General features: G+C 69.8%; 22 protein-coding genes. 15 read left to right on the forward strand and 7 right to left on the reverse strand.

Annotated features, from left to right (window positions below; all coding sequences use genetic code 11):
* The first annotated feature begins 55 nt into the window (after positions 1-55).
* From JYK17_RS06140 to JYK17_RS06150, 3 genes are all read left to right on the forward strand, one after another.
* On the forward strand, positions 56-1,258 hold the full coding sequence (locus JYK17_RS06140; protein WP_222809942.1) for a glycoside hydrolase family 1 protein: 1,203 nt from the start codon (positions 56-58) through the stop codon (positions 1,256-1,258).
* Between the two features lie 113 nt (positions 1,259-1,371).
* On the forward strand, positions 1,372-2,793 hold the full coding sequence (locus JYK17_RS06145; RefSeq protein ID WP_222809943.1) for a glucoamylase family protein: 1,422 nt from the start codon (positions 1,372-1,374) through the stop codon (positions 2,791-2,793).
* A 66-nt stretch (positions 2,794-2,859) separates the two neighbouring features.
* Positions 2,860-4,023 carry a LacI family DNA-binding transcriptional regulator gene (locus JYK17_RS06150; RefSeq protein WP_261995442.1) on the forward strand — a complete coding sequence of 388 codons (1,164 nt, stop codon included), beginning with the start codon at positions 2,860-2,862 and terminating at the stop codon, positions 4,021-4,023.
* A 41-nt stretch (positions 4,024-4,064) separates the two neighbouring features.
* Here the strand turns inward: JYK17_RS06150 and JYK17_RS06155 are convergent, their stop codons facing one another.
* On the reverse strand, positions 4,065-5,006 hold the full coding sequence (locus tag JYK17_RS06155; RefSeq protein WP_108015104.1) for a LysR family transcriptional regulator: 942 nt from the start codon (positions 5,004-5,006) through the stop codon (positions 4,065-4,067).
* A 72-nt stretch (positions 5,007-5,078) separates the two neighbouring features.
* Here JYK17_RS06155 and JYK17_RS06160 point away from each other — a divergent pair, with 72 nt between their 5' ends.
* Positions 5,079-5,465, forward strand: a complete 387-nt coding sequence (locus tag JYK17_RS06160; protein WP_108015103.1) for a RidA family protein — start codon at positions 5,079-5,081, stop codon at positions 5,463-5,465.
* 13 nt (positions 5,466-5,478) lie between these two features.
* On the opposite strand, the gene JYK17_RS06165 is transcribed toward JYK17_RS06160, so the two are convergent.
* The 4 genes from JYK17_RS06165 to JYK17_RS06180 form a co-directional block, all read right to left on the reverse strand.
* On the reverse strand, positions 5,479-6,219 hold the full coding sequence (locus JYK17_RS06165) for a DUF4097 family beta strand repeat-containing protein (protein ID WP_234547290.1): 741 nt from the start codon (positions 6,217-6,219) through the stop codon (positions 5,479-5,481).
* Between the two features lie 79 nt (positions 6,220-6,298).
* Positions 6,299-7,270, reverse strand: a complete 972-nt coding sequence (locus tag JYK17_RS06170) for a peptidoglycan-binding domain-containing protein (RefSeq protein ID WP_222809944.1) — start codon at positions 7,268-7,270, stop codon at positions 6,299-6,301.
* Positions 7,271-7,414: 144 nt separating this feature from the next.
* Complete coding sequence (locus JYK17_RS06175; RefSeq protein ID WP_108015101.1) at positions 7,415-8,029, reverse strand: phosphatase PAP2 family protein; 615 nt, start codon at positions 8,027-8,029, stop codon at positions 7,415-7,417.
* On the reverse strand, positions 8,022-9,485 hold the full coding sequence (locus JYK17_RS06180) for a diacylglycerol/lipid kinase family protein (RefSeq protein ID WP_234547295.1): 1,464 nt from the start codon (positions 9,483-9,485) through the stop codon (positions 8,022-8,024). Before JYK17_RS06180 ends, JYK17_RS06175 begins: the two co-directional genes overlap by 8 nt.
* Before the next feature lie 253 nt (positions 9,486-9,738).
* Here JYK17_RS06180 and JYK17_RS06185 point away from each other — a divergent pair, with 253 nt between their 5' ends.
* Positions 9,739-10,185: an SRPBCC family protein gene (locus JYK17_RS06185; RefSeq protein WP_108015100.1), complete on the forward strand. Its 447-nt coding sequence runs from the start codon at positions 9,739-9,741 to the stop codon at positions 10,183-10,185.
* A 262-nt stretch (positions 10,186-10,447) separates the two neighbouring features.
* Positions 10,448-11,914 carry an MFS transporter gene (locus tag JYK17_RS06190; protein WP_234547296.1) on the forward strand — a complete coding sequence of 489 codons (1,467 nt, stop codon included), beginning with the start codon at positions 10,448-10,450 and terminating at the stop codon, positions 11,912-11,914.
* A 69-nt stretch (positions 11,915-11,983) separates the two neighbouring features.
* Here the strand turns inward: JYK17_RS06190 and JYK17_RS06195 are convergent, their stop codons facing one another.
* A complete protein-coding gene (locus tag JYK17_RS06195) occupies positions 11,984-13,225 on the reverse strand; it encodes an MFS transporter (RefSeq protein ID WP_222809946.1) in 1,242 nt (413 codons plus the stop codon).
* 147 nt (positions 13,226-13,372) lie between these two features.
* Here JYK17_RS06195 and JYK17_RS06200 point away from each other — a divergent pair, with 147 nt between their 5' ends.
* From JYK17_RS06200 to JYK17_RS06240, 9 genes are all read left to right on the forward strand, one after another.
* Entirely contained in the window at positions 13,373-14,272 is a 900-nt protein-coding gene (locus JYK17_RS06200) for an NAD-dependent protein deacetylase (protein ID WP_222809947.1), read from the forward strand.
* A 122-nt stretch (positions 14,273-14,394) separates the two neighbouring features.
* The gene (locus JYK17_RS06205) at positions 14,395-14,550 is read left to right on the forward strand and encodes a carbonic anhydrase (RefSeq protein WP_206660226.1); all 156 of its coding nucleotides are present in this window, start codon (positions 14,395-14,397) and stop codon (positions 14,548-14,550) included.
* Between the two features lie 103 nt (positions 14,551-14,653).
* Positions 14,654-14,989, forward strand: coding sequence for a hypothetical protein (locus JYK17_RS06210; protein ID WP_222809948.1), 336 nt, complete (start codon positions 14,654-14,656; stop codon positions 14,987-14,989).
* Positions 14,979-15,560: a carboxymuconolactone decarboxylase family protein gene (locus JYK17_RS06215; protein ID WP_108015095.1), complete on the forward strand. Its 582-nt coding sequence runs from the start codon at positions 14,979-14,981 to the stop codon at positions 15,558-15,560. The genes JYK17_RS06210 and JYK17_RS06215 overlap by 11 nt, the downstream gene beginning before the upstream one ends.
* A gap of 62 nt (positions 15,561-15,622) precedes the next feature.
* On the forward strand, positions 15,623-16,495 hold the full coding sequence (locus JYK17_RS06220; RefSeq protein WP_108015094.1) for a LysR family transcriptional regulator: 873 nt from the start codon (positions 15,623-15,625) through the stop codon (positions 16,493-16,495).
* Between the two features lie 214 nt (positions 16,496-16,709).
* On the forward strand, positions 16,710-19,067 hold the full coding sequence (locus JYK17_RS06225; RefSeq protein WP_222809949.1) for an arylsulfatase: 2,358 nt from the start codon (positions 16,710-16,712) through the stop codon (positions 19,065-19,067).
* Positions 19,064-19,960: a formylglycine-generating enzyme family protein gene (locus JYK17_RS06230; RefSeq protein ID WP_234547297.1), complete on the forward strand. Its 897-nt coding sequence runs from the start codon at positions 19,064-19,066 to the stop codon at positions 19,958-19,960. Before JYK17_RS06225 ends, JYK17_RS06230 begins: the two co-directional genes overlap by 4 nt.
* A gap of 50 nt (positions 19,961-20,010) precedes the next feature.
* Positions 20,011-20,982, forward strand: coding sequence for an ABC transporter substrate-binding protein (locus JYK17_RS06235; RefSeq protein WP_128804211.1), 972 nt, complete (start codon positions 20,011-20,013; stop codon positions 20,980-20,982).
* A 145-nt stretch (positions 20,983-21,127) separates the two neighbouring features.
* On the forward strand, positions 21,128-21,730 hold the full coding sequence (locus JYK17_RS06240) for a hypothetical protein (RefSeq protein ID WP_108015153.1): 603 nt from the start codon (positions 21,128-21,130) through the stop codon (positions 21,728-21,730).
* 81 nt (positions 21,731-21,811) lie between these two features.
* On the opposite strand, the gene JYK17_RS06245 is transcribed toward JYK17_RS06240, so the two are convergent.
* Positions 21,812-22,705: an isocitrate lyase/PEP mutase family protein gene (locus JYK17_RS06245; protein ID WP_128804210.1), complete on the reverse strand. Its 894-nt coding sequence runs from the start codon at positions 22,703-22,705 to the stop codon at positions 21,812-21,814.
* Positions 22,706-22,826: the final 121 nt, after the last annotated feature.

The raw sequence follows: 22,826 nt of genomic DNA on the forward strand, positions 1-22,826 counted from the left end.
GCCGCGACCACGCGCCCGCACGAACCGGCTCCCCTCACACAGACAGAAACGGACGATGACCCACACCTCCCTCCGCTTCCCCGACGGCTTCCTCTGGGGTGCCTCCACCGCCGCCCACCAGATCGAGGGGAACAACGTCAACAGCGACTGGTGGCGCAAGGAACACGACCCGGCGGCGGGCATCCTCGAACCGAGTCTGGACGCCTGCGACAGCTATCACCGCTGGGAGCAGGACATGGACCTGCTGGTCCGCCTCGGCTTCACCGACTACCGCTTCAGCGTCGAGTGGGCCCGCATCGAACCAGCCCCCGGCGCCTTCTCCCGGGCCGAGATCGCGCACTACCGCCGTATGGTGGACGGCGCCCTGGCCCGCGGACTGCGGCCCATGGTGACCCTTCACCACTTCACCGTGCCGCAGTGGTTCGAGGACCTCGGCGGCTGGACCGCCGACGGAGCCGTGGAGTTGTTCGCCCGCTACGTCGAGAACTGCGCGCCGATCATCGCCGACGGCGTACGCCATGTGTGCACCATCAACGAGCCCAACATGATCGCCGTCATGGCCGGTCTCGCCAAGCGGGGCGAGCAGGGCTTCCCGCCCGCGGGGCTGCCGTTCCCCGACCTGGAGACCACCGAAGCGGTGATCGCCGCGCACCACGCCGCGGTCAAGGTGGTTCGGGCCGTCAACGCGGACATCCAGGTGGGCTGGACCGTCGCCAACCAGGTCTACCAGGCCCTGCCCGGCGCCGAGGAGGTCACCGCCGCCTATCGCCGTCCCCGCGAGGACGTCTTCATCGAAGCGGCCCGCGGCGACGACTTCATCGGCGTCCAGTCCTACACCCGCACCAGGATCGGCCCCGACGGCCCCGTCACCGCACCCGAGGACGCCGAACGCACCCTGACGCGGTGGGAGTACTACCCGGCCGCCGTGGGCGAGGCGCTGCGCCACACCGCCGACGTCATCGGCCGCGACATGCCACTGATCGTCACCGAGAACGGCATCGCGACCGACGACGACACACGTCGTGTCGACTACTACACGGGCGCACTCGCGGCCGTCGCCTCCGCCGTCGAGGACGGCCTCGACGTCCGGGGCTATCTGGCCTGGAGCGCCCTGGACAACTACGAATGGGGCTCCTACGCGGCCACGTTCGGCCTCATCGCGGTCGATCCCGTGACCTTCGAGCGCACGGCCAAACCGTCCGCCGAATGGCTCGGCGGCCTCGGCCGCACCCGCCTGTTCCCGCGCGCCGCCGCCTGACCGCGCCGCCTCGCCCGACGCACCTCCGCGCCTCCCCCGTGCCCGGGAGCCGGTGGGCCCCTGACACCCACCGGCTCCCGTCCCGCCGTCCCCCTTCGAGGAGTTGATCCCGTATGAACCGTCGCCGGTTCCTCACGGCCGCCACCGCATCGGCAGCGGCCGTCGGCGCCACCGGACCCTCCGCCTTCGCCGCCACCGCCTCCGGCGCCCGCACCGGCTCGGACACGGCGCTGCTGCGCACCTGGTTCGAGGCGACCTACCGTTCGATCACGGCCATGACCACGGAACTCGGCCTGGCCGTCGACAAGATCGACGTCAGCGGCAGCGGCACGCCCGTCCCCTCGCCGCAGACCTCCCCGACCAACATCGGCTGCGGCCTGTGGTCCACGGTGGCCGCCGCCGGCCTCGGCGTCATCTCCGGCTCGCTCATGCACGAGCGTCTGGGACGCGCCGTGGCGACCGTCGAGAGACTGGAGCGGGCTCACGGCTTCTGGTTCAACTGGTACGACGCCCACGACGGTTCGGTGCTGACGACATGGCCGGAGAGCGGGGACGCCGTCCGGCCGTTCCTGTCCACCGTCGACAACGCCTGGCTGGTCACCGGCCTCAGGATCGCCGCCGACGCCGACCCCGCCCTGCGCCCGCGCATCGCCCGGCTTCCGGCCGGAGCCGACTGGTCGTACTTCTACACCCCCTACGACGCGGCCGACCCTGTCGCAGGCCCCGGTCAACTCCTCGGCGGCTACTGGCCCGACAAGCCCGGCAAGGGCGAGCCCACCGGATTCCACTACGGCGCCCTCAACACCGAACCCCGCATGGCCAGTTACCACGGCATGGCCGACGGCACCCTGCCCACCGACCACTACTGGCACCTCTTCCGCACCCTCCTGCCCGGCATGGGGCAGGAGCAGGAACCCGAGGGCGGCTACGTCACCGTGGACGGCGTACGCGTCTGGCAGGGCCACTACACCTACCGCGGCCGCAAGCTCGTCCCCACCTGGGGCGGCTCGATGTTCGAGGCCCTGATGGTGCCGCTGTTCGTGCCCGAACCGGAGTGGTCGCCGCACTCGTGGGGCACCACGCACCGGCGCTACATCCGCAGCCAGATCGAGCACGGTCTGATCGAGGAGAGGTACGGCTACTGGGGCTTCTCCCCCGCGAGCATCCCCGAGGGCGGCTACCGCGAGTACGGCGTCGACGCGATCGGCATGCAGGAGGACGGCTACAACAGCCTGGGCGTGGTCACCCCCCACGCCTCCTTCCTGGCCCTGCCCCTGGCACCGGACGAGGCCGTCGCCAACCTCAGGGGGCTCGACCGCGACTTCGGCGCGTTCGACGACCGCTACGGCTTCCGCGACTCCGTCGACGTCACGACGGGCCGCGTCAGCGATGTCGTACTCGCCCTGGACCAGGGGATGATCACCGCCGCCCTGGCGCAGCACCTGTCCCCCGGACTGCTCCAACGCCCGTTCCGCACAGGCGGGTTCCGCTCCCGGGTGCGGCCGCTGCTGGGCAAGGAGCGCTTCAGCGTCTGACCGGTCGGCGCGTACGGTCCCACGGGTCCCGTCCCTTGCCCGACCCAGGGGCGGGACCTAAAATGAATGCGCTTACAGTCGTATGCCTGCGCATACCCGTCGCTTCGGGAGTCCCTTTTCGTGAGCACTACCCCCACGGTGTACGACGTCGCCCAGCAGTCCGGGGTCTCCATCGCCACCGTGTCCCGGGTCTACCGCAACCCCGACTCCGTCCGCGTCGAGACGCGTGAGCGCGTACTGGCGGCGGCGCGCGCACTCGGTTACGTGCCGAGCGGCAACGCCCGCGGGCTCGCCAGCCGCTCCACGGGCGTCCTGGGTCTCTGCTTCCCGGACTACTCCGACCCGGACGCCGAAGCGGAGGCGATCGAGGCCGAGGAGGAGGACGCGGCGACGCTCTACTCGGACCAGATCATCCGCGGCATGGAACGGGCAGCACGCCGCCACGGCTACGCGCTGCTGATCGCCGCGTCCCTGGAGGGCGGGCCGGAGAGTCTGGTGGCCAAGGTCGCCGGGCGAGTCGACGGCTTCGCCGTGCTGGCCCGGACCGTGCCGACACAGGAACTTGAGGTGATCTCCCGCCGGCAGCCCGTGGTGATGCTCGCCGGACCTCGCGAAGGCACCGATCACCTGGACCATCTGGACCACATCGAGGTCGCCAACTTCGACGGCCAGCACGAACTGACCCGGCACCTCATCGAGGACCACGGCCTGCGTCGCCCCGCCTACATCGGTTCCGCCGAGGAGTCACCGGACGTGGAGGCCCGTTTCCGCGGATACCTCGCCGCGTGCCGGTCGGGCGGGGTGCAGGTGAGCGACGAACCCGATCTGCGGGTGGCGATGATGACCCAGGCCGAGGGGCAACGCGCCGTGGACGTCCTGCTCGCGCGCGAGGGCGAGCGCCCCGACGCCCTGGTGTTCGCCAACGACCAGCTGGCCGTCGGCGCACTGCACGCGCTTCAGCAGCAAGGGCTGCGCGTCCCGGAGGACGTGGTGGTGACGGGCTTCGACGGCATTCCGCTCAGCCGCCTGGTACGCCCGGCACTGACCACCGTGCGCCAGCCCATGCTCCGCATGGGAGAAGAAGCGGTCGAGCTGCTGATCAAACGCCTGACCGGCGCACGCGACGCCGAGCCCGTCTCCGTGATGCTCCCCGTGACGGTCGTGCGCCGAGCCAGCTGCGGGTGCGGAAGGGAGAAGGACGCGGGACGAGGACGGCACGGAAGGCACTGAGGCGGGTGGCGGTGCGCGCCCGTTGCGCCTTCTTCGGCGTTTCATCCCAGGTCACTCACCTGACTTGCACGGCCGGACGGCGGTAGCCGTGACGGATCCTTGCTGACGACCGCCAACAGGTGCGCCACCAGGGGACTTTGGTCGTTCGTCCGCCAGGCCACGGCGACTCGCGTGCGGGCCGTGCCGGGCTCGATCCTGCGGAAGGCGACGCCTTTCAGGCGGATGCGCCGGATGCTCGCCGGGGCCAGCGAGACGCCCAGGCCGGTCTCCACGAGTGCGCATACGGTCTGCCACTCCACGGCGTGCTGGGTTGTCCGTGGGGTGAAGCCCGCCGTGGCGCACAGACCGGTGATCCGGTCGTACAGCTGAGGGCCGACCGCACGGGGCAGCAGCACGAAGGGCTCGTTCGCCAACTTCCTTAGCTGAACGGTTCGTTGGGCGGCCAGGGGGTGGGCGGCAGGCAGCACGGCCACGAAGGGCTCGTCGAGCACCGTGCGGAAGGAGAGGTCGGCCTCGGCGGCGGGTTCGCGCAGCAGGCCGATGTCGATCGTGTTGTCGCGCAGGGCGACGATCTGCGGCGCGGTGGTCATCTCCCGTATGTCCAGGGTCACTTGAGGGAATCGCTGCCGATACGTGTGCAGTAGCCCGGGCAGTACGGTCAGGGCGAGGGAGGCGGCGAATCCGATGCGCAGAGTGCCGGCGCGGCCGCTGCCGACGGCCCGGGCCGCGGCCAGTCCGTGCGCGAGGTCACCGAGCACCCGCCGTGCGACAGGCAGCAGTTCGAGGCCTGCCGGGGTGAGCGTGACGCTTCCTGGGTCGCGGTTGAACAGCGCGTGGCCGACCTTGTCCTCCAGGCGGCGGATCTGCTGGCTGAGCGGCGGTTGCGCGATGCCCAGGCGAGCGGCCGCGCGACCGAAGTGCAGTTCCTCGGCGAGCACGACGAAGGCGTGCAGCTGCTGCAGCGGAAGTTCGGGGCGCTCCATACGCATAGAGGTATCAGATGATGCCAGTGGCCGTATTAGACGTATCGGACCAGGTCACCTAGCGTTCGCGGTATGACAGAGCGACGTGCGATCCTCAGCGGCTCGACCTTCGAGGAGCAGATCGGCTATGCCCGCGCCGTGGTCGACGGTGACTGGGTGCATGTGTCCGGGACCACCGGGTTCGACTACTCCACCATGACGATCTCCGACGATGTGGTGGAGCAGGCCGAGCAGTGCCTGCGCAATGTCGAAGCCGCGCTGACCGAGGCGGAGTGCACCTTCGCGGACGTGGTACGCGTGCGCTATCTGCTGCCCGACCGCGAGGACTTCGAGCCCTGCTGGCCGGTCCTGCGCCGCTGCTTCGGCACTGTCCGGCCGGCGGCCACGATGCTCGTGTGCGGACTGGCGGACCCCCGTATGAAGATCGAAATCGAGGTGTACGCCCGGCGGTCCGCGTAGAACGCCTCCGGCTTCAGCCCTCGCGCGCCGCGACGTCACCGTTGACCGTGGACAGCGTCATCGTGCGGTCGTGCCGGGCGCCCCGCGTGGGGACGGTGACTGCGGCACGACCGTTGTCGGTGCCCGTAGTGACCCTGTAAGCGGGTGCGTTGTGCGGCACGGTGACGTTCACCGAGCCGTTGGTGGTCGTCGCCGCGATGCTCGACGGCGCGGTGGTGCACGCGAGCGTCACGTCGCCATTGGTGGTCTCCGCGTGCAGCCGACCGGCGTCGAGCGCCGTCGCGCGGACCGAGCCGTTCCGGGTGAGCAGATGTACGGCGGCGTCCCCGCGTCCCGAATGGGTCACCGTCACATCGCCGTTGACCGTCGTCACGTCCAGAGCACCGTCGAGGCCGGCCACGTCGACGCCCGCGTTGCGCGCGCTGACGATGACGCCCAGGCCGTCGGGGACGTACACGTACGGCATCCGCGGGCACGATCCGTCGTCGCGGGCGCGGTCCGAGCAGGAGAGGTCGAGCGTCCAGGTGCCGTCGTGATGGGACCAGACGGCATCGGCGTGGCGGTCGACGGTGACCCGGTGGCCGTCGGCGGGTCGGAGCCGCATCCCGTTGTCGGTGGTGATGACGAGGCGTTTCCCGGAGACCTCATGGGCGGCGGCCCCGAACGGGGCCGTGGCATCGGCTCGCTCGCCCCCGTGACCATCGCACGCCGCACCGAGCGGAAGCACGGTCAGCGCAACGGTCGTTGCCAGCACCTGCCTTGCCGCTGTCCTCTTCATACGGCTACGAGTGCCCCGGGCCACCATGGTCATGGCCGCGCTAGGACTCCGTGCGTCACGGCTCCTTGGTCTCGGCTTCGAGCGAGGCCCGGGTGGCCACGCCGTAGACGCCCGACTCGTCCTTGAGGATGACGCGGGTGAGCTGGTAGCCGCGGACCGCGCTCTCCACGTCGCGGTCGTAGTCGCCGTCGGCGTCCCCGCGGTAGTAGCCGATCTGCCGTAGCCGCAGCTGGAGTTCGACAACCTCGGGTCCCTTGTCGCCGAAGCGGAGGATGGGATCCTTGCCGTCCGAGACGCTGGGCACCGGCGCGCCAGGGGCAGTTGTGGTGGCCGTGGCCGCGGGGGCGCTGCCGCTCGGTCCGTCGGCCCCCGTCGGGGCGACACGACCGTCGGCCGAGGTCGCGCTGGGCGAGGAGGACGTGGTCGCGGAGGACTGCGCCGAGGATGACGGGGTGTGGGACGCGCGGCTGGACGACGGGCCCTGCCCTGAAGGCCGCTCCTGCGGCAGCCCGGCCCGCACACCCCCGGACACGGACCCCTCCCGCGAGGGTCCGTCGTACCAGAACAGGCCTCCGACGATGCCGCCGGCCACCACGACGGCCGCCGCGGCTCCCACGCCGGTCACCACCAGCGCTCTGGGGCGTCGGCGTCGGGCCGAAGTGCCTTCGGGCAATTCTCCTGCGCTGTCCGGCTGTTGGGACTCTGCGCCGGACTTCGACGTGGCGGCCGTTTCGGTCTCGGCCTCCGTCGCCGTCGCCGTCTCCGTCTCCGTCTCCGTCTCCGTCTCCGGGGACGCGCCTACGGCCCCGACTGTGTCCGTAGAGGCCACCCCCGCACCGGAGTTGGCATCGATGTCGACGAACGGCCGTATGCGCACCGGATCGAAGTCCTCCGCGGCTGCCGCCTCCGCCGTACGGGACTTCCGGTGGACGTCGGAGGCGCGGCGAGCGCAGGAGCAGGTCGGGGTGCCGTCGGCCGCTCGGGGCTTGCCGCACTCCGGACAGCTGGGGCCTGCCAGTTCGCTCACGCGCGCTCCTCTCCGTACAGAATCCAGATCTTAAACATCTTTTCCGCACAGAATCTTCATGATCCCGGTGGAAGTCGGAACTGGACCGTCCGGAGGGTGGGAAGCAGCCAACGCGCGTGTGAAATCGGCCAGGAACTGCAGGAGTTACTGCCTCGCACCCGAGGGGCGGAACACCGTGCCGTTCAGGCCGCTCCAGCCGGCTGCCGCAAGTACCGTGGCCGCGGCGCCTGTTCCGAGTACGGCGCCCGCGATGACGTCGCCCGGGTAGTGCACGCCGGTGTGGACCCGTGAGTAGCCCACGGCGCAGGCCAGCAGGCCGAGGGGCACCGTGGCCGCCGGGAAAGCGGGGCCGACGGCCGCGGCGAAGGCCACTGCCGAAGCCGTATGGCCGGAGGGGAACGAGGCCGATTCCGGCATGGGAACGTGGCGTCCCGGAAAGGGCGAGTCGACGGCGCGGTGCGGGCGTGGCCGTCGTACGAGACGCTTGCCGAGCAGGTTGGCCGTCGCCGAGGCGACACCGATCGCCGCGACACCGAGAGCGGCGGCCCGGCGTGATCGCCCCGGCCACACCGCCAGGGCACCGGCGACCGCGAACGAGATCTTCGAGTGGTCCGCCGCTGCGGACAGCCGTCGCAGCGCGGAGTCCAGCGTGGGGGTGCTGGTGACCGTCACGGCCTCGTAGAGCGCCTGGTCGAGGGCGGTGAGATCGTGCATCAGACCTCGTGGGACCCGCTGGTTGCGCGGCGAGCCGTCAGTCATCGCTGTGCTCCTGGTTCTTGTCGATGGGGGTCTGGTGCTTGTCGCCGGGGGTCTGGTGCTTGTCGCCGGGGGTCTGGTGCTTGTCGCCGGGGGTCTGGTTCTTCTTGTGCGGGCCGGGTGTCTTGGCGAAGGCGAGCCGGACGATGCGGCGCCAGTCGACCGACGGTGCCACGTACGGCGCACCCGGACGGTGTTTGGGCACCCGTACCCGCAGGACGCCCGGCCGCACCGTGCAGACGACGGGCGTGGGAAGGGTGAGTGCCTCGCCGTCCACGGCCACGGGTATCCGCTCCTCGTCGGACTCGATCACGACGCGACGGCACGTCAACGACGTGATACCGCTGGCCCGTTCGCCCAGCAGAGCGACTTCGGCGGCCTGCGCGGCGCCGCCCACCTTGACCCCGATCACGCCGAGCGTGCCGGTGTCCAGCCGCGGCCTGCGCCCGCCGCCGAGCGGATCCGCCCGTACGTAGGGGTTGTTGCTGACCAGCAGTGCCTGCGGCTCCTCCAGGGGCTCCTCGTCGGCCCGCGCGGTCAGCGGGGCGCCCGCGGCGCCCGCCAGCAGGTCCGGCAGTTGGTCCAGGGCGGTGGACGCTTTGGCGTCCCGGTATTCGGGGCTCTGGACGATCTCCGCGTACGCCCCGAAGGACGCCGTGTTGACGAACGGCAGGCCGCCCACCTCGCCCAGATCCACGCGGAGTTCGACTCCGTCCGTGAGGGCGTCCAGGCTTCTCGCCGGGTCCTCTCGGTCCAGGCCGAGATCCATGGCGAAATGGTTGCGGGTTCCGGCGGTCACGACCATGAACGGCAGACCGTGCTCGACGGCCACCTGCGCCACCAGCGCCTGGGTGCCGTCCCCTCCGGCCACTCCGAGCAGATCCGCGCCCTCGGCCACGGCCTGGCGGGCCAGCGCCACCGGGTCGGGATCGGCGTCCAGGTCGAGCAGGATCACCCGCGCGCCGAGCTTCTCGGCCCGCTCCACCAGCCCGTGTTCGCCCACCTTTCCGCCGCCCGACCGCGGATTCATGATCAGTACGGCCCGGCGGGGCGCCCTGGTCGAGCGTGAGCGCATGCCGCGCGGCTTGCGCAGCCGGCGCAGCGCGCTTCGGGCGCAGGCCAGCGCGACGGTCCACGACGCGAGAGCGGCCACCGCCACGACCCACAGGCCCGAGGCCGCGTACAGCACGAGCACTCCGATGGGCGCGGCTACGGCCAGCAGGGCGCCGAGGAGACGGGTGACTCCCCGGTGGGCAAGTGCCCACCAGATGCCCGCACCGGCCAGGGCGAACCCGGCCAGGCCCAGCAACAGGAACAGCCATTGGCCGGCCCCCGCCGCCACGGCCGCGACGCCTCCGGCAACGCACAGCAGAGACAGGCGGGCCAGCGCCCGCGCGGGCCTCACACCGGTGCCGGAGCCCTCCGGCTCCGCCTCACTCGTCGTTCCGGTCGAGTTCAATGTCGGGTCCCCGGTCACAGTCGTAGCGGACAGAACAGTCTTGACGGCGTTGCGGATGTGCGTGTCCGGAGCGCTTGCGCTGTCCACCGGCTACGGGATTTTAGATCGGGGACATGCTCGCACCGCCGGAGTTCTTCAGGAGCGCTCATGAAGCGGCGCAGATAGGCTGATGTCCGCTCGGCCCATCATGCTGCACTCTCTTGCACCCCCCGCACTCAGCCGGAACTCCAGCGATCACAGCCCAGGAGGAATCGTGTCCGGTCAGTTTGAGGCGACAGCCGAGATCAACCGCCCCGTCGAGGAGGTCTTCGCCTTCCTCGCCGAGGGCACGAACGACCCCAAGTTCAGCCCGAGGGTCCAGACCATCTCGAAGACTCCGGAAGGGCCGACGGTGGTGGGCACCGTCTTCACGAGCACGGTCAAGGACGCCGGCATGAAGAGCGGCCGCAAGTTCCGGATCACCGAGCTCGAAGCTCCGCACCGCGTGCGCTGGTCGGAGATCTCCAAGAACTCCGTGACGGCGGACGAGGGCGGCTACGACCTGGAGTCCACGGGCCCGGGCACCACCAAGGTGCGGATCTTCAATGTGCTCGAAGGCCACGGCATCGGAAAGCTGCTGGTGGGCCTCGCGTTGAGCGCGGCACGCAAGGACGCGCCCGCCTTCGGACAGCGGATCAAGACGGCCGTCGAGGCGTCCTGAGCGGCCGGATCCGGGTCCTCGCCGTCATCAAATCCGGCGCCTCGCCCGTCACGACGCCATGAGCCCGTTCAGGGCTGCACACGCGTGAACAGTGCTCTTGTGGGCATGCGTTGTTTCACGCATCGGTCGTCCGTCTCCCATCGGAGGCGGACGGCCAAATGTGCGGCGATTCGAACGATCGAGCAAGGTGGCGTGGGTAGTGGATGCGAGCCCCGAAGATCCCCGGTCCGGCTCTGCCGGCGAGGAGCGGCCGCGGGAGAATGTGGCGGACCTGCCGCGGCAGGTCCGCGACGAACTGACACGCAGGCTCCGCCGCAGCAGGCGTGCGCTGCGCGAGGAGGACGTCCAGGTCGTCGAGCCGCCGCTGCTGCGGCGCGCGGTCGGCGCGTCCGCGCTCGGCAACTGCATGGAATGGTTCGACTTCGGCGTCTACAGCTATCTCGCCGCCACGATCGGCAAGGTGTTCTTCCCCGGGGCCTCGCCCGCGGCCCAGGTCGTCAGCTCCTTCGCGACGTTCGCCGCCGCATTCGTGGTGCGCCCGCTCGGCGGTCTGGTCTTCGGGCCGCTCGGTGACCGTCTGGGCCGGCAGAAGGTGCTCGCCACCACCATGATCATGATGGCGATCGGCACCTTCTCCATCGGTCTGATCCCCAGCTATTCGACGATCGGCATCGCCGCGCCGATCCTGCTGCTGCTCGCCCGCATGGTGCAGGGCTTCTCCACCGGCGGGGAGTACGGCGGAGCCACCACCTTCGTCGCCGAGTACTCCCCCGACCGCCGCCGCGGTTTCCTGTCCAGCTGGCTGGATTTCGGGACGTTCGTCGGCTACGCGCTCGGTTCCGCCCTGGTCACCCTGTTGAACCTCGCGCTGAGCGACGGCCAGATGCTCGCGTGGGGCTGGCGCATCCCGTTCCTGATCGCGGGGCCGCTGGGCGCCATCGGTCTGTACATGCGGCTGAAGCTGGAGGAGTCGCCCGCCTTCCAGCAGCAGCTCGACGAGCACGAGAAGGACCTGGCCCAGACGTCGGCAGGGAGCGAGCTCAGAACCATCGTGAAGGACCACTGGCCCGCCCTGCTCATCTGCATGGGGCTCGTGCTCCTGTACAACGTCACCAACTACATGGTGACCGGCTATCTGCCCACCTATCAGACCGAGACCCTGAACCGCTCCAGTTCCTCGGCCGATGTGCTGGTCCTCATCGGCATGGTGTGGATCGTGCTGCTGATCACCTTCATCGGCCGCCTCAGCGACCGTGTGGGCCGACGCCCCGTCTACGCCGTCTCGGCGGCGGCGATGATCGTCCTGGCCATCCCGTCGTTCCAGCTGATCAAGATGCACGGCACCTGGCCGCCGGTCCTCGGTGTACTGATCCTCTCGACGCTGCTGGCCTGCTTCGCCGCGCCGAGTGCCGCCACGCTTCCCGCACTCTTTCCCACCGCCGTGCGCTACGCGGCCATGGGCATCGGCTTCAACTTCGCAGTGGCCGCGTTCGGCGGTACCACTCCGCTGGTCACCGCGGCACTCGTGAACGTCTCCGGCGACGATCTGATGCCCGCGTACTACCTCATGCTGGCCGGTCTCATCGGGCTGATCACGGTCAAGTTCCTGCCGGAAAGTGCCCAGGTGCCCCTCAACGGCTCGCAGCCGATGGTGGGTTCGCAGGACGAGCAGCGCGAACTGCTCTCCACCTCCGAAGAGCTGTACCGCTCGACCCGGCAGAAGGTCTGAGCGGTACGGGGCGCGCCTGACGACCTGGCATCTGTGCGGCGTTGCAGTGCGGCGTCCGGCCGCCGGCGGTCAGTGCACGAGGACCGGCTCGGCAGTCACCCGAGGCGTCCGGCGCTGGGCGGCCCGCCGCGCCACCGGCCCCATCGCGTACGCCGCTACCGCCATCAGCACGCCCAGCGCCAGCCAGCCGGCCGCTCCCCACCCCAGGAGCAGCGAGATCACCACCAGCGGGCCCGCCGTGCGTGCGACGGTCACGCCGGTGCCGAACAGTCCCTGGTACTCCCCCATGCGATCGGCGGGCGCCAGGTCGAACGACAGCTGCCAGGAACCGGCCGACTGCTGCATCTCCGCCACGACCTGAAGCACCGCACCGGCGACCATGATCGCGGTCGCCAGCCAGGCCGACCGCCCCGACGACAGGGCGAAGACCGCGCAGGAGGCGAGCATCACGAGCCCGGAGCGGCGCACGATCCGGACGGCACTGCCGAGCCCGGTCACCGCCCTGGCCGTGCGCACCTGCAGCATCGCCACCGCGAGGGTGTTGAGCACGAACAGCCCCGATGCCAGCCAGGTCGGCGCTCCGGTGCGCTCGGTGATCCACAACGGCAACGCGAGGCTGAGCAGCGGCAGCCGCAGCAGCAGTACGGCGTTGAGCAGCGCGAGGAGGGCGTACGGCCGGTCACGAAGCACCGCGAGCCGCCGGTCGCCGCCGGTGCTGGTAGTACCGGTGGTGCCGGCGTCGGCGGGCCCGACCCGCGCGGCGGGCAGTCGCAGCAGGAGCAGTGCGCAGATCAGGAAGCACAGGGCGTCCAGCACGAGGACGCTCCGGTAGGCCGACGCCGTCCCCACGCTCAGCGCGGCGCCGCCGAGAGCCGCGCCCACCGCAAGTCCACCGTTCAGCGTCGACTGCAGGCGTGCCAGGAGCCGTGTGCGTTCCCCGGCGGGTACCAGACCTGCCAGCAGCGCCTGGCGAGCCGCGGCGAGGCCCGACTGGGCGGCGGCGTAGAAGCAGGCCGTGAGCACGAACGCCGCGAAGTCCTGGACCAGGAGGAACGAGCCGATCGCGGTCGCGGTCCCGAGCGCCAGCAGCACCGACGTGCCGCGCGGGCCGCGTCGGTCCGCGAGCCGCCCGAGCGGCACCCCGACCAGTGAGCCGACGCCCCAGGCGAGCGTCAGCCCGAGCCCCACGCGTGCGGGGGCGAGGTGGGCGACCTGCGTGAAGTAGAGCGCCGAGGTGACGTAATAGGTGCCGTCGCCAACGGAGTTGGCGAGCTGCGCGAGAGCCAGGTGGCGTGCCGGTCGATGGGTCATGGCAACGACGGTACGGACACAATGGGCCGGTCATCAGACCCAATCGCCGCCTGTAATCCTGATCCAATTTTGCGATGCCCGGGGTCTGAAATCGGGATGCCTGGCATGAGCGACGACGGAGTGCCGCCGGTTCCGTACCCTTGCGGCATGCGCATGCGCCCCACCGTGAGCTGGACCCCTACCGGGGATGTGCCCGCGGGCACCACGGATCTGGAGCCGGTCGCCGACGCGCTGAGCGCCGGCGGTGTGCTGGTGCTCAGCGGGGCCGGTATCTCGACGGAGTCGGGCATCCCCGACTACCGGGGTGAGGGCGGGAGCCTGAGCCGGCACACGCCGATGACCTACCAGGACTTCACCGCGAGCGCCCAGGCCCGCCGCCGGTACTGGGCGCGCAGTCATCTCGGGTGGCGCACCTTCGGGCGTGCCCGTCCCAACGCCGGGCACCGGGCCGTGGCCGCGTTCGGACGGCACGGCCTGCTCTCGGGCGTGATCACCCAGAACGTGGACGGACTGCACCAGGCCGCCGGCAGCGAGGACGTCGTGGAGCTGCACGGCAGCCTCGACCGGGTCGGCTGTCTCTCCTGCGGCGACTCCATCCCGCGCCGTGAACTCGCGCGCCGGCTGGAGGAGGCCAACCCGGGCTTCGATCCGGTCGCCGCGGGCATCAACCCCGACGGCGACGCCGACCTCACCGACGAGCAGGTCGTCGACTTCTGCGTGGTGCCCTGTGCGATCTGCGGCGGCATCCTCAAGCCGGACGTGGTGTTCTTCGGCGAGACCGTTCCGCCGCGGCGGGTCGAGCACTGCCGCGAGCTGGTCGACGAGGCCACCTCCCTGCTGGTGCTGGGGTCCTCGCTGACGGTGATGTCCGGGCTCCGGTTCGTCCGCCAGGCGGCCCTCGCCGGAAAGCCGGTGCTGATCGTCAACCGGGACGCCACCCGCGGCGACCGGCACGCCCTCACCCGGATCGCGCTCCCGCTCGGCACCGCCCTCACCACGGTCGCCGGTGAGCTGGGGATCCCGGTCGATGGCCACGCGACGGCCTGACTGTACGGGGACCGGTGGACGGGAGCCGCCTCCCCCACCTGGCTGCCCCGCCCTGGACTACCTGAGCGTTTCGCCGATCATCGCCAATGTGCGCTCAGGCCACCGGTATCGAGGAGGCGACGTTGAAGGCCTCCGAGGTCGCCGAACCGGACAGGACGGTCCGCGAGGACGTCGAGCGCCTGCTCGCGTCACCGCTGCTGTCACCCAGGATCTCCGTCTCCGGGCATGTGTACGCCATCGAGACGGGACGGGTGACGACGGTGGTCGATGTCCCGTAGCGGCCGTTTCTCCGAGTGCCCGCCACGGCGCGTGTCACATCCGGCGCTGCGTCATCGTCGTATCCATGGGACCTGTGAGCACAACGGCAACGAGGAGGGCGCCGTGCCGGACGAGGACAGAAAACGAGCAGCGCACCGAGCCCTGGTGGATCGCCTGCTGCACGGCGACGGCAAGGCATCCGCGCAGGATCGGGCCCGCGCCTTCCACAACAACGGCCTCACACCGCCGCTGGACGCCCTGATCGCAAAGGTCGCCGACAGCCCGACGCAGGTCTCCGCAGCCGACCTGGCCGCGGCGAAGGCCTCGGGCCGCACCGAGGACCAGTTGTTCGAGCTGGTGGTCTGCGCGGCGGTCGGCAGGTCGACCCGGCTGTACGAGGCAGGACTGACGGCCCTGGCCGAAGCGATGCTCAAGGAGGGCCCCGGGAATGCGACTTGAGATCCTCAACCACGGCTACGGCCCGGGCACGAAGCTGCTGTTCGCCCTCATCAGGCTGTTCTCCCGGCACCCGGTACCGGACGCCGCCAGGCTCGTCTTCTACCGCCCCGACTTCTACGGCACTCGCGCCAAGGCATTCACCCACGAGGCCATGCGCGGGCCCTCCGCCTGGTCGGTCGGCGACCGCGAGCTGATGGCGGCCTATGTCTCCGAGGTGAACGGCACCGCCTTCTGCATCGGCGCCCACACCGCGACCGCGAGCCAGGCCTATCAGGACCCACCAAGGGTCGCGGCGGTGCTGGCCGACCTGGAGACGGCCCCTGTCGCGGAGCCGCTGCGGGCAACACTGCGCATGCTCGGCACGCTGACCCGGGAGGGGAAGGTCAGCGTAGAGGACATGCGCGCGGTGCTGGCCGCCGACGCCACACCGGAGCAGGTCAGGGACGCGCTGGCGGTCTGCGCCGCCTTCAACACCACCGACCGCCTCGCCGACGCCTTCGGCTTCGAACTCCTCAGCCCCGAGGGCTACGAGGCAGGAGCCAGGTATCTCCTCAAAAGGGGTTACCAGTAGGCAGTGGCTCACGCCGGGGTACGCTGCCGCTTCAGGCGGCACGAAGACGTGACGGAGACCCGGTGGAACGACGTCAGCTGGAATACTTCATCGCGGTGGTCGAACACGGCGGATTCACGGCCGCGGCCAATTCGCTGCATGTCGCGCAGCCTTCGCTGTCGCACGCCATCCGTTCCCTTGAACGCGAATTCGGCGGAAAGCTCTTTCACCGTCTCCCCCACGGCGTCGCGCTCACCGCGGCGGGCGAGGCGCTGGTCCGGCCGGCCCAGCAGGTCCTGCGCGACCTGTCCACGGCCAGTTCCCTGGTCCGGGAAGTCCTCGGGCTCAGCGGCGGCCGGCTCGACATCGTGTCGCAGACGACCCTCTCGGTCGACCCGCTGGCCGACATGCTCGGCGCCTTCCACCGCGAGTATCCGAAGGTCTCCGTGCGGGTGGTCGACCCCGAACGAGGACCCGTCGTGGCACAGATGGTTGCGGCCGGACAGTGCGAACTCGGCCTGGTGGACGCCTCGGTGACCACGGCGGATCTGCAAGGTATCGATCTGCCGGAGCACGAGATGCATGTCGTGCTGCCCGCGGACCACCCGCACCCGGCGGGCGACACCATCACCTCGGCCGAACTCGCCGCTCTGGAACTGATCGTGACACCACCGGGCACCGAGACACGGACCGCGGTCGACGACGTGTGCCGGGCGCTCGGCCTCGCACCCCGGATCACGGTGGAGACGGCGCACCGCGCGATGATCGTGCCGCTCGTCCTCTCCGGCGTCGGCGCCGCCCTGCTGCCCACCGCCATGGCCCGGGATGCCGCGCTGCGCGGGGCGCGGATGCTGTCCCACAGCCCCCGGCTGCTGCGCCACGGCCGGCTGGTGTGGCGCTCGGGACCGCTCTCCCCCGCCGCCCAGGCGTTCGTGGACCTGACCCTGCAGGTATAGAAGGCGTCTATCGCCTTCATTCAAAACCGGTTCACGGGAATCGAAGACGGCTTGTTGACCGGCTTCGGCGTGGCTGTCATTTTTACTGCAGCGCACGCCGGTTCATTCCGGATCTCCTCAAGTCCCGCCGCTTTCATAGGCAATTCGGCCGCACCAAAAGGTGCCCCCTTTTGTTTCCGTGTTTCCCCGCCGGGCTCCGAATCGGAGAATTTACATGACTGAGTTCGACGCCGGACGGCACATACTGCCGAGGCCGGACAACCGCCGGCCCCTGACGACCGCGATGGACGTCCACGACCAGGAGACCGCGTTCACCCCGATCGGCCCGGTCCCGCCGCCCGAGGGCGCCCCGAACGTGGTGATCGTGCTCGTCGACGACCTCGGGTTCGGCACCTCCAGCGCGTTCGGCGGCCCCTGCGAGATGCCGGCCGCGCAGCGGCTCGCGGACAACGGGCTGCGCTACACCCGCTTCCATGTGACGGCGCTGTGCTCGCCGACCCGGCAGGCCCTACTGACCGGCCGCAACCACCACTCGGTCGGCATGGGCGGCACCACCGAGATGACCACAGCGGCTCCCGGCTACAACGGCTTCCGGCCGCGCAGCGCGGCTACCATCGCCCAGATCCTGCAGGGCAACGGCTACAGCACGGCCGCCTTCGGCAAGTGGCATCAGACCCCGCCGCGGGAGATCAGCGCGGTCGGCCCGTTCGACCGCTGGCCGACCGGCGAGGGCTTCGACACCTTCTACGGCTTCATGGGCGCCGAGATGAACCACTGGTACCCCCTGCTCTACGACGGCACCACCCCCGTCGAGCCGGACCGCAGGCCCGAGGACGGCTACCACCTCTCCGAGGACCTCGTCGACCACGCCATCGACTGGGTGCGCACCCAGCGCACCCTCACGCCCGACCGGCCCTTCTTCACCTACCTCGCGCTCGGCGCCGCGCACGCACCTCTGCACGTGGGCCGCGAATGGCAGGAGAAGTACCGCGGACGGTTCGACCACGGCTGGGACCGGCAACGTGAGATAACCCTCCAGCGACAGAAGGAACTCGGGGTCGTACCGCCCGACGCGGAACTCGCGCCCTGGGCCGAGGGCGTGCCCCACTGGGACGAACTCAGCGACAACCAGCGCCGGTTGACGGCCCGGTTCATGGAGACGTTCGCCGCCTTCACCGAACACGCCGACGTCCAGGTCGACCGGTTCGTCGACGCCCTGCAGGAACTGGGTGAGCTGGACAACACGATCTTCATCTACATCCTGGGGGACAACGGCGCCTCGGGCGAGGGCGGCATCGAAGGGACCGTCGTCGAGCACCGGTTGGGGCACGGCCTGGTGGACGACCCGGACGAGATGATCGACCACCTCGACGAGATCGGCGGCCCGCTCAGCTACCCGATCGCCCCGGCGGGCTGGGCGCTGGCCCTCAACACCCCCTACCAGTGGACCAAGCAGGTCGCCTCGCACTTCGGCGGCACCCGCGACGGGATGATCCTGCACTGGCCGCGGGGCGTACCCGAACGAGGCGGTCTGCGGCACCAGTTCTCGCATGTGATCGACGTACTGCCGACGATCCTGGACTGTGTGGGAGTCCCGGCGCCGTTCAGCGTGGACGGTGTGCCGCAGCAGCCCATCGAGGGCACCAGCATGCAGCGCACGCTCACCGACCCCCAGGCGCCGGAACACCGCCGCACCCAGTACTTCGAGATGTGCGGCAACCGAGGCATCTACCACGACGGTTGGATGGCGGTCACCCGGCACGGCATCCCCTGGGAGATGATCCCCGACAAGGAGCGCAGGTTCGCCGACGACGTCTGGGAGCTGTACGACCTGCACCACGACTGGAGCCAGGCCCACGACCTCGCCGCCGAACACCCGTCGAAACTGCGCCAGTTGCAGGACCTGTTCCTGATCGAGGCGGCCAAGTACCAGGTCTTCCCGCTCGACGACCGGGTCACCGAACGGGAGAACCCCGCCATGGCCGGCCGTATCGATCTGCTCGGCGACCGGACCTCCATCACCTACCGCGCGGGAATGCGGCGGTTCACCGAGGAGACCACCCTCAACGTCAAGAACCGTTCGCACAGCATCAGTGCCGACGTCGACCTGCCCCCGACGCCCGCCGAGGGCGTGATCATCGCGCAGGGCGGCCGGTTCGGGGGCTGGACCCTGTACTTCAGCGAGGGCAGGCCGGCCTACGCGTACAACTACTTCGGCCTGAACCTGTACACCGTGCGCGGCAGGCCCCTGGAACCGGGGCGGCACGAGATCCGCGTCGAGTTCGACTACGACGGCGGCGGACTCGGCAAGGGCGGCACCGCCACGCTGCTGGTGGACGGCGAGAAGCACGCGAGCGGACGCGTCGAGCGTACCATCGCGTACTACTTCTCCTTCGACGAGACCCTCGATGTCGGAGTGGACCTGAGCACGCCGGTGAGCGACGACTACCCGGCCCTCGACAACGAGTTCACCGGCACCATCCACACGGTGCGCATCGACCTCGGCGGCCGGAGCGTCGAGTCCGCCGAGTTCGACGGCGGACTGCACCGGCGCGTGATGGGGGCCCAATGAGCTGCTGCACGCCCTCGGGCGGACAGACCGCGGCACGGCACGAACTCGCCGTGCCGACCGTCCACCGGGCGACGCCCGAAGGCATGGTCGCCGTCCCCGCCGGCGAGTTCCTCATGGGCAGCGAGGATCCCTACGCCTACCCGGCCGACGGCGAGGGCCCACAACGCACGGTGTACGTCGACGCGTTCTGGATCGACGCCTGCACCGTGACCAACGCACAGTTCGCACGGTTCACCGCCGAGACCGGATACCGCACCTCCACCGAACGGATCGGCTGGTCGTTCGTGTTCGCCGGTCGGCTTCCGGACGACTTCCCGCCGACCCGGGGCGTGGTCCACGCGCCCTGGTGGCGGCAGGTCGAGGGCGCCGACTGGCGCCGTCCCGACGGGCCGCACTCCAGTTGGCAGGACCGGCCGGACCATCCCGTCGTCCACGTCGACTGGGACGACGCCCGCGCCTACTGCGCCTGGGCCGGCAAGCGTCTGCCCACCGAGGCGGAGTGGGAACGCGCCGCCCGGGGCGGGCTGCACGGCAAGGTGTTCCCCTGGGGCGACGAGTTCGAGCCGGACGGCCGCCCCCGGATGAACGTCTGGCAGGGCGACTTCCCCCACCGGCACCCGACCGCCGACGGCTGGTACGGCACCTGTCCGGTCGACTCCTACGAACCCAACGGCTTCGGCCTGTACAACACCACCGGCAACGTCTGGGAATGGTGCGAAGACCCCTTCTCGCCCGCCCGTGCCCCGGGCGTTCAGGAGCGCGTCACCAAGGGTGGCTCCTATCTGTGCCACGCCTCCTACTGCCGCCGCTACCGGGTCGCCGCCCGGCAGGCGCTCTTCCCGGATTCGGCGACCGGCAACGTCGGCTTCCGGTGCGCCATGGACGCCACATGACCTCGTACGAATCGACGTACGAATCGAAGTGCGAATCAAGGAGCAGGACCATGGCAGAGCGAACAGCAATGTGGCGTCAGGGCGCGGCGGCAACAGCCGTACTCGGTCTCACCCTCACGGCCTGCGGCGGCGCGAAGGTCGGGGAGGAGTCCGCGGCGGGCAGCGGTAGTTCGGGCAAGTGCGGCACGTTCAATGTCGCCGTGAATCCGTGGGTCGGCTACGAGGCGGACGCGGCGGTCGTCGGATACGTCGCGGAGCACAAACTCGGCTGCAAGGTCGTCAAGAAGGATCTCAAGGCGGAGATCGGCTGGCAGGGGTTCGACACGGGCGAGGTCGATGCCATCCTCGAGAACTGGGGCCACGACAACCTGAGGAAGAAGTACATCACCGAGCAGAAGACGGCTGTCGACCTCGGCCCGACCGGCAACAAGGGCATCATCGGCTGGTACCTGCCGCCGTGGATCGTGAAGAAGTACCCGGACATCACCGACTGGAAGAACCTCAACAAGTACGCCTCGCACTTCAAGACCTCCGAGTCCGGCGACAAGGGCCAACTCCTCGACGGTGACGCGTCGTACCAGACCAACGACGCCGCCCTGGTCAAGAATCTGAAGCTGAACTTCAAAGTGGTGTACGCGGGCAGTGAGACCGCCCTCATCCAGTCCTTCCGGGACGCCGAGAAGCACAAGAAGTGGATGATCGGCTACTTCTACGAGCCGCAGTGGTTCCTGTCCGAGGTGCCGCTGAAGAAGGTCTCCCTGCCCAAGCACACCGCGGGATGCGACGCCGAACCCGCCAAGGTGGCCTGCGACTATCAGGCGTTCGACCTGGACAAGATCGTCAGCAGCAGTTTCGCGAAGTCCGGCAGCCCGGCCTACGACCTGGTGAAGAAGTTCCACTGGACCAATGACGACCAGAACACGGTCGCCAAATACATCGCGCTCGACAAGATGACACCGGAAGCGGCGGGCGAGAAGTGGGTCAAGGCCAACCCCGACAAGGTCGCGGCCTGGCTCGGGTAGGTGCAGGTCACCCATGGGGATTGCTGTGCAGCAGTAACCGACATCTAACATGTACCACCAGCCGGGAAAGCGGCTACGTTAGATATCGCATACGCTGCGGGCGCTCAGCTCGCTGACGGTGACCTCCAAGAAGGGCGTGAGCACCGTGTCCGAAACAACTGCTGGCACCACGGAGTTGACTTCGCAGTACAGCGCCCAGGTGGCCGGCGACCTCGAGCGCAACCTGAAGGAGCAGGACCGCCTCAGCGGCGAAATCGAGGCGCTCCAGGCCCAGTTGGCCGCCGTACGGCACGACCACACGGTCCTGGTGAACATCCAGCAGGCGCTTGGCGTCACCGCCGAACCTGCAACCGAGCCCGTTGCGACTGTCCCGTCCCCTCGCAAGAAGGCAACCACGACGGATACGGCCAGGCAGACGGCGGCCAAGAAAACCGCAACGACAGGGCGCAAGCGCACCGGCAAGAAGAACGCCGCCAAGTCACAGGCCGCGTCCTCGCCCCGCCCCACACTCGTCGAGCTGGTCCGTGCACACCTGGCAGACCAGAACGAACCCCGTTCCGCCGCCGAAGTCACCACCGCACTGACACAGCAACACCCCGACCGCACCATCAAGACGACCGTCGTACGCACCACACTCGAAGGCCTGGTGGCCAAGAACCACGCCCAACGCACAAAGCAGGGCTCATCCGTCTTCTACACGGCTCCCGATGCACCCGAGCAGCCTGCGGCGGACGAGCAGTCTGCTTGACCGTGTGGTGACCAGTAACCGACTCGTCCACGATGTCGACGGGAGCAACCGCACCTACTGCCGGCCAGTGGTGAGACGCAGTCAGTTGTGGTCGTAGCGCTTTCCCAGGTCGAGCACGTCCGGGAGGCCCACGGTCGTGAAGAAGTCGTTCAGGTCGGGCATGGGTTGTACGGCGTCCGTGGGTGTGCCCGATTCGGCCAGCCCGACGAGGGCGTGCTGTACGGCGGAGGTGGCGGCGAGGAGGGTCGAGACGGGGAAGATGACGAGGCGGTAGCCGAGTTCGGTGAGGCGGGCCAGGCTGGTGGGTGGGGTCTTGCCGCCCTCGACCCAGTTGAAGAGCAATGGGGTGTCCGGGAAGGCGGTTGCTGCCGCCTCGATCTCGGCGTCGGTCTGGAGGGCCTCCAGGAAGAGCACGTCGGCACCGGCATCCCGGTAGCGGCGGGCCCGCTCCAGCGCGGCTTCGAATCCCTCCACGGCGCGGGCGTCGGTACGCGCGATGATCACGAAGTCGGGGTCTTCACGGGCCTCTACGGCCGCCTCGATCTTGCCGGCCATGGTGCCCGCCGGGATGACCTCCTTGCCCTCCATGTGACCGCAGCGTTTGGGGCTTGTCTGGTCCTCCAGGTGGATCGCGGCGACACCGGCGGCCTCGTACTCCCGGACGGTGCGAATGACGTTGATCGCGTTGCCATATCCATTGTCGGCATCGGCGATCACCGGGATGTCGACCGCCGAGACGATGCGACGGGCGGCAGCCGTCATCTCACTCATGGTGAGCAGACCGACGTCGGGCCGACCGAGGAGGGAGGCCGTGGTACCGAACCCGGTCATGTACACGGCCGGGAAGCCCGCCTGTTCCACCAGCAGCGCACTCATCGCGTCGTACGCCCCCGGCGCGAGCACCGGTCCGGCGCCGAGCAGCATGTCCCGCAGCCGCCGCGCCCCACCCGCACGCCTTCCCAGCAACCCAGCCATGACCGTTCCCCATCCGCTGCGCGTCCCGAGCCGACGGACCGCGTACCCATGGTCGGCAGGGACGACTCACCTGGTGCCTGGCCGATCGGGCCCCTGACCGATCGGGCCCTGGCCGATCAGG

Source organism: Streptomyces plumbidurans (genome assembly GCF_019857225.1).
Classification (GTDB): domain Bacteria; phylum Actinomycetota; class Actinomycetes; order Streptomycetales; family Streptomycetaceae; genus Streptomyces; species Streptomyces plumbidurans.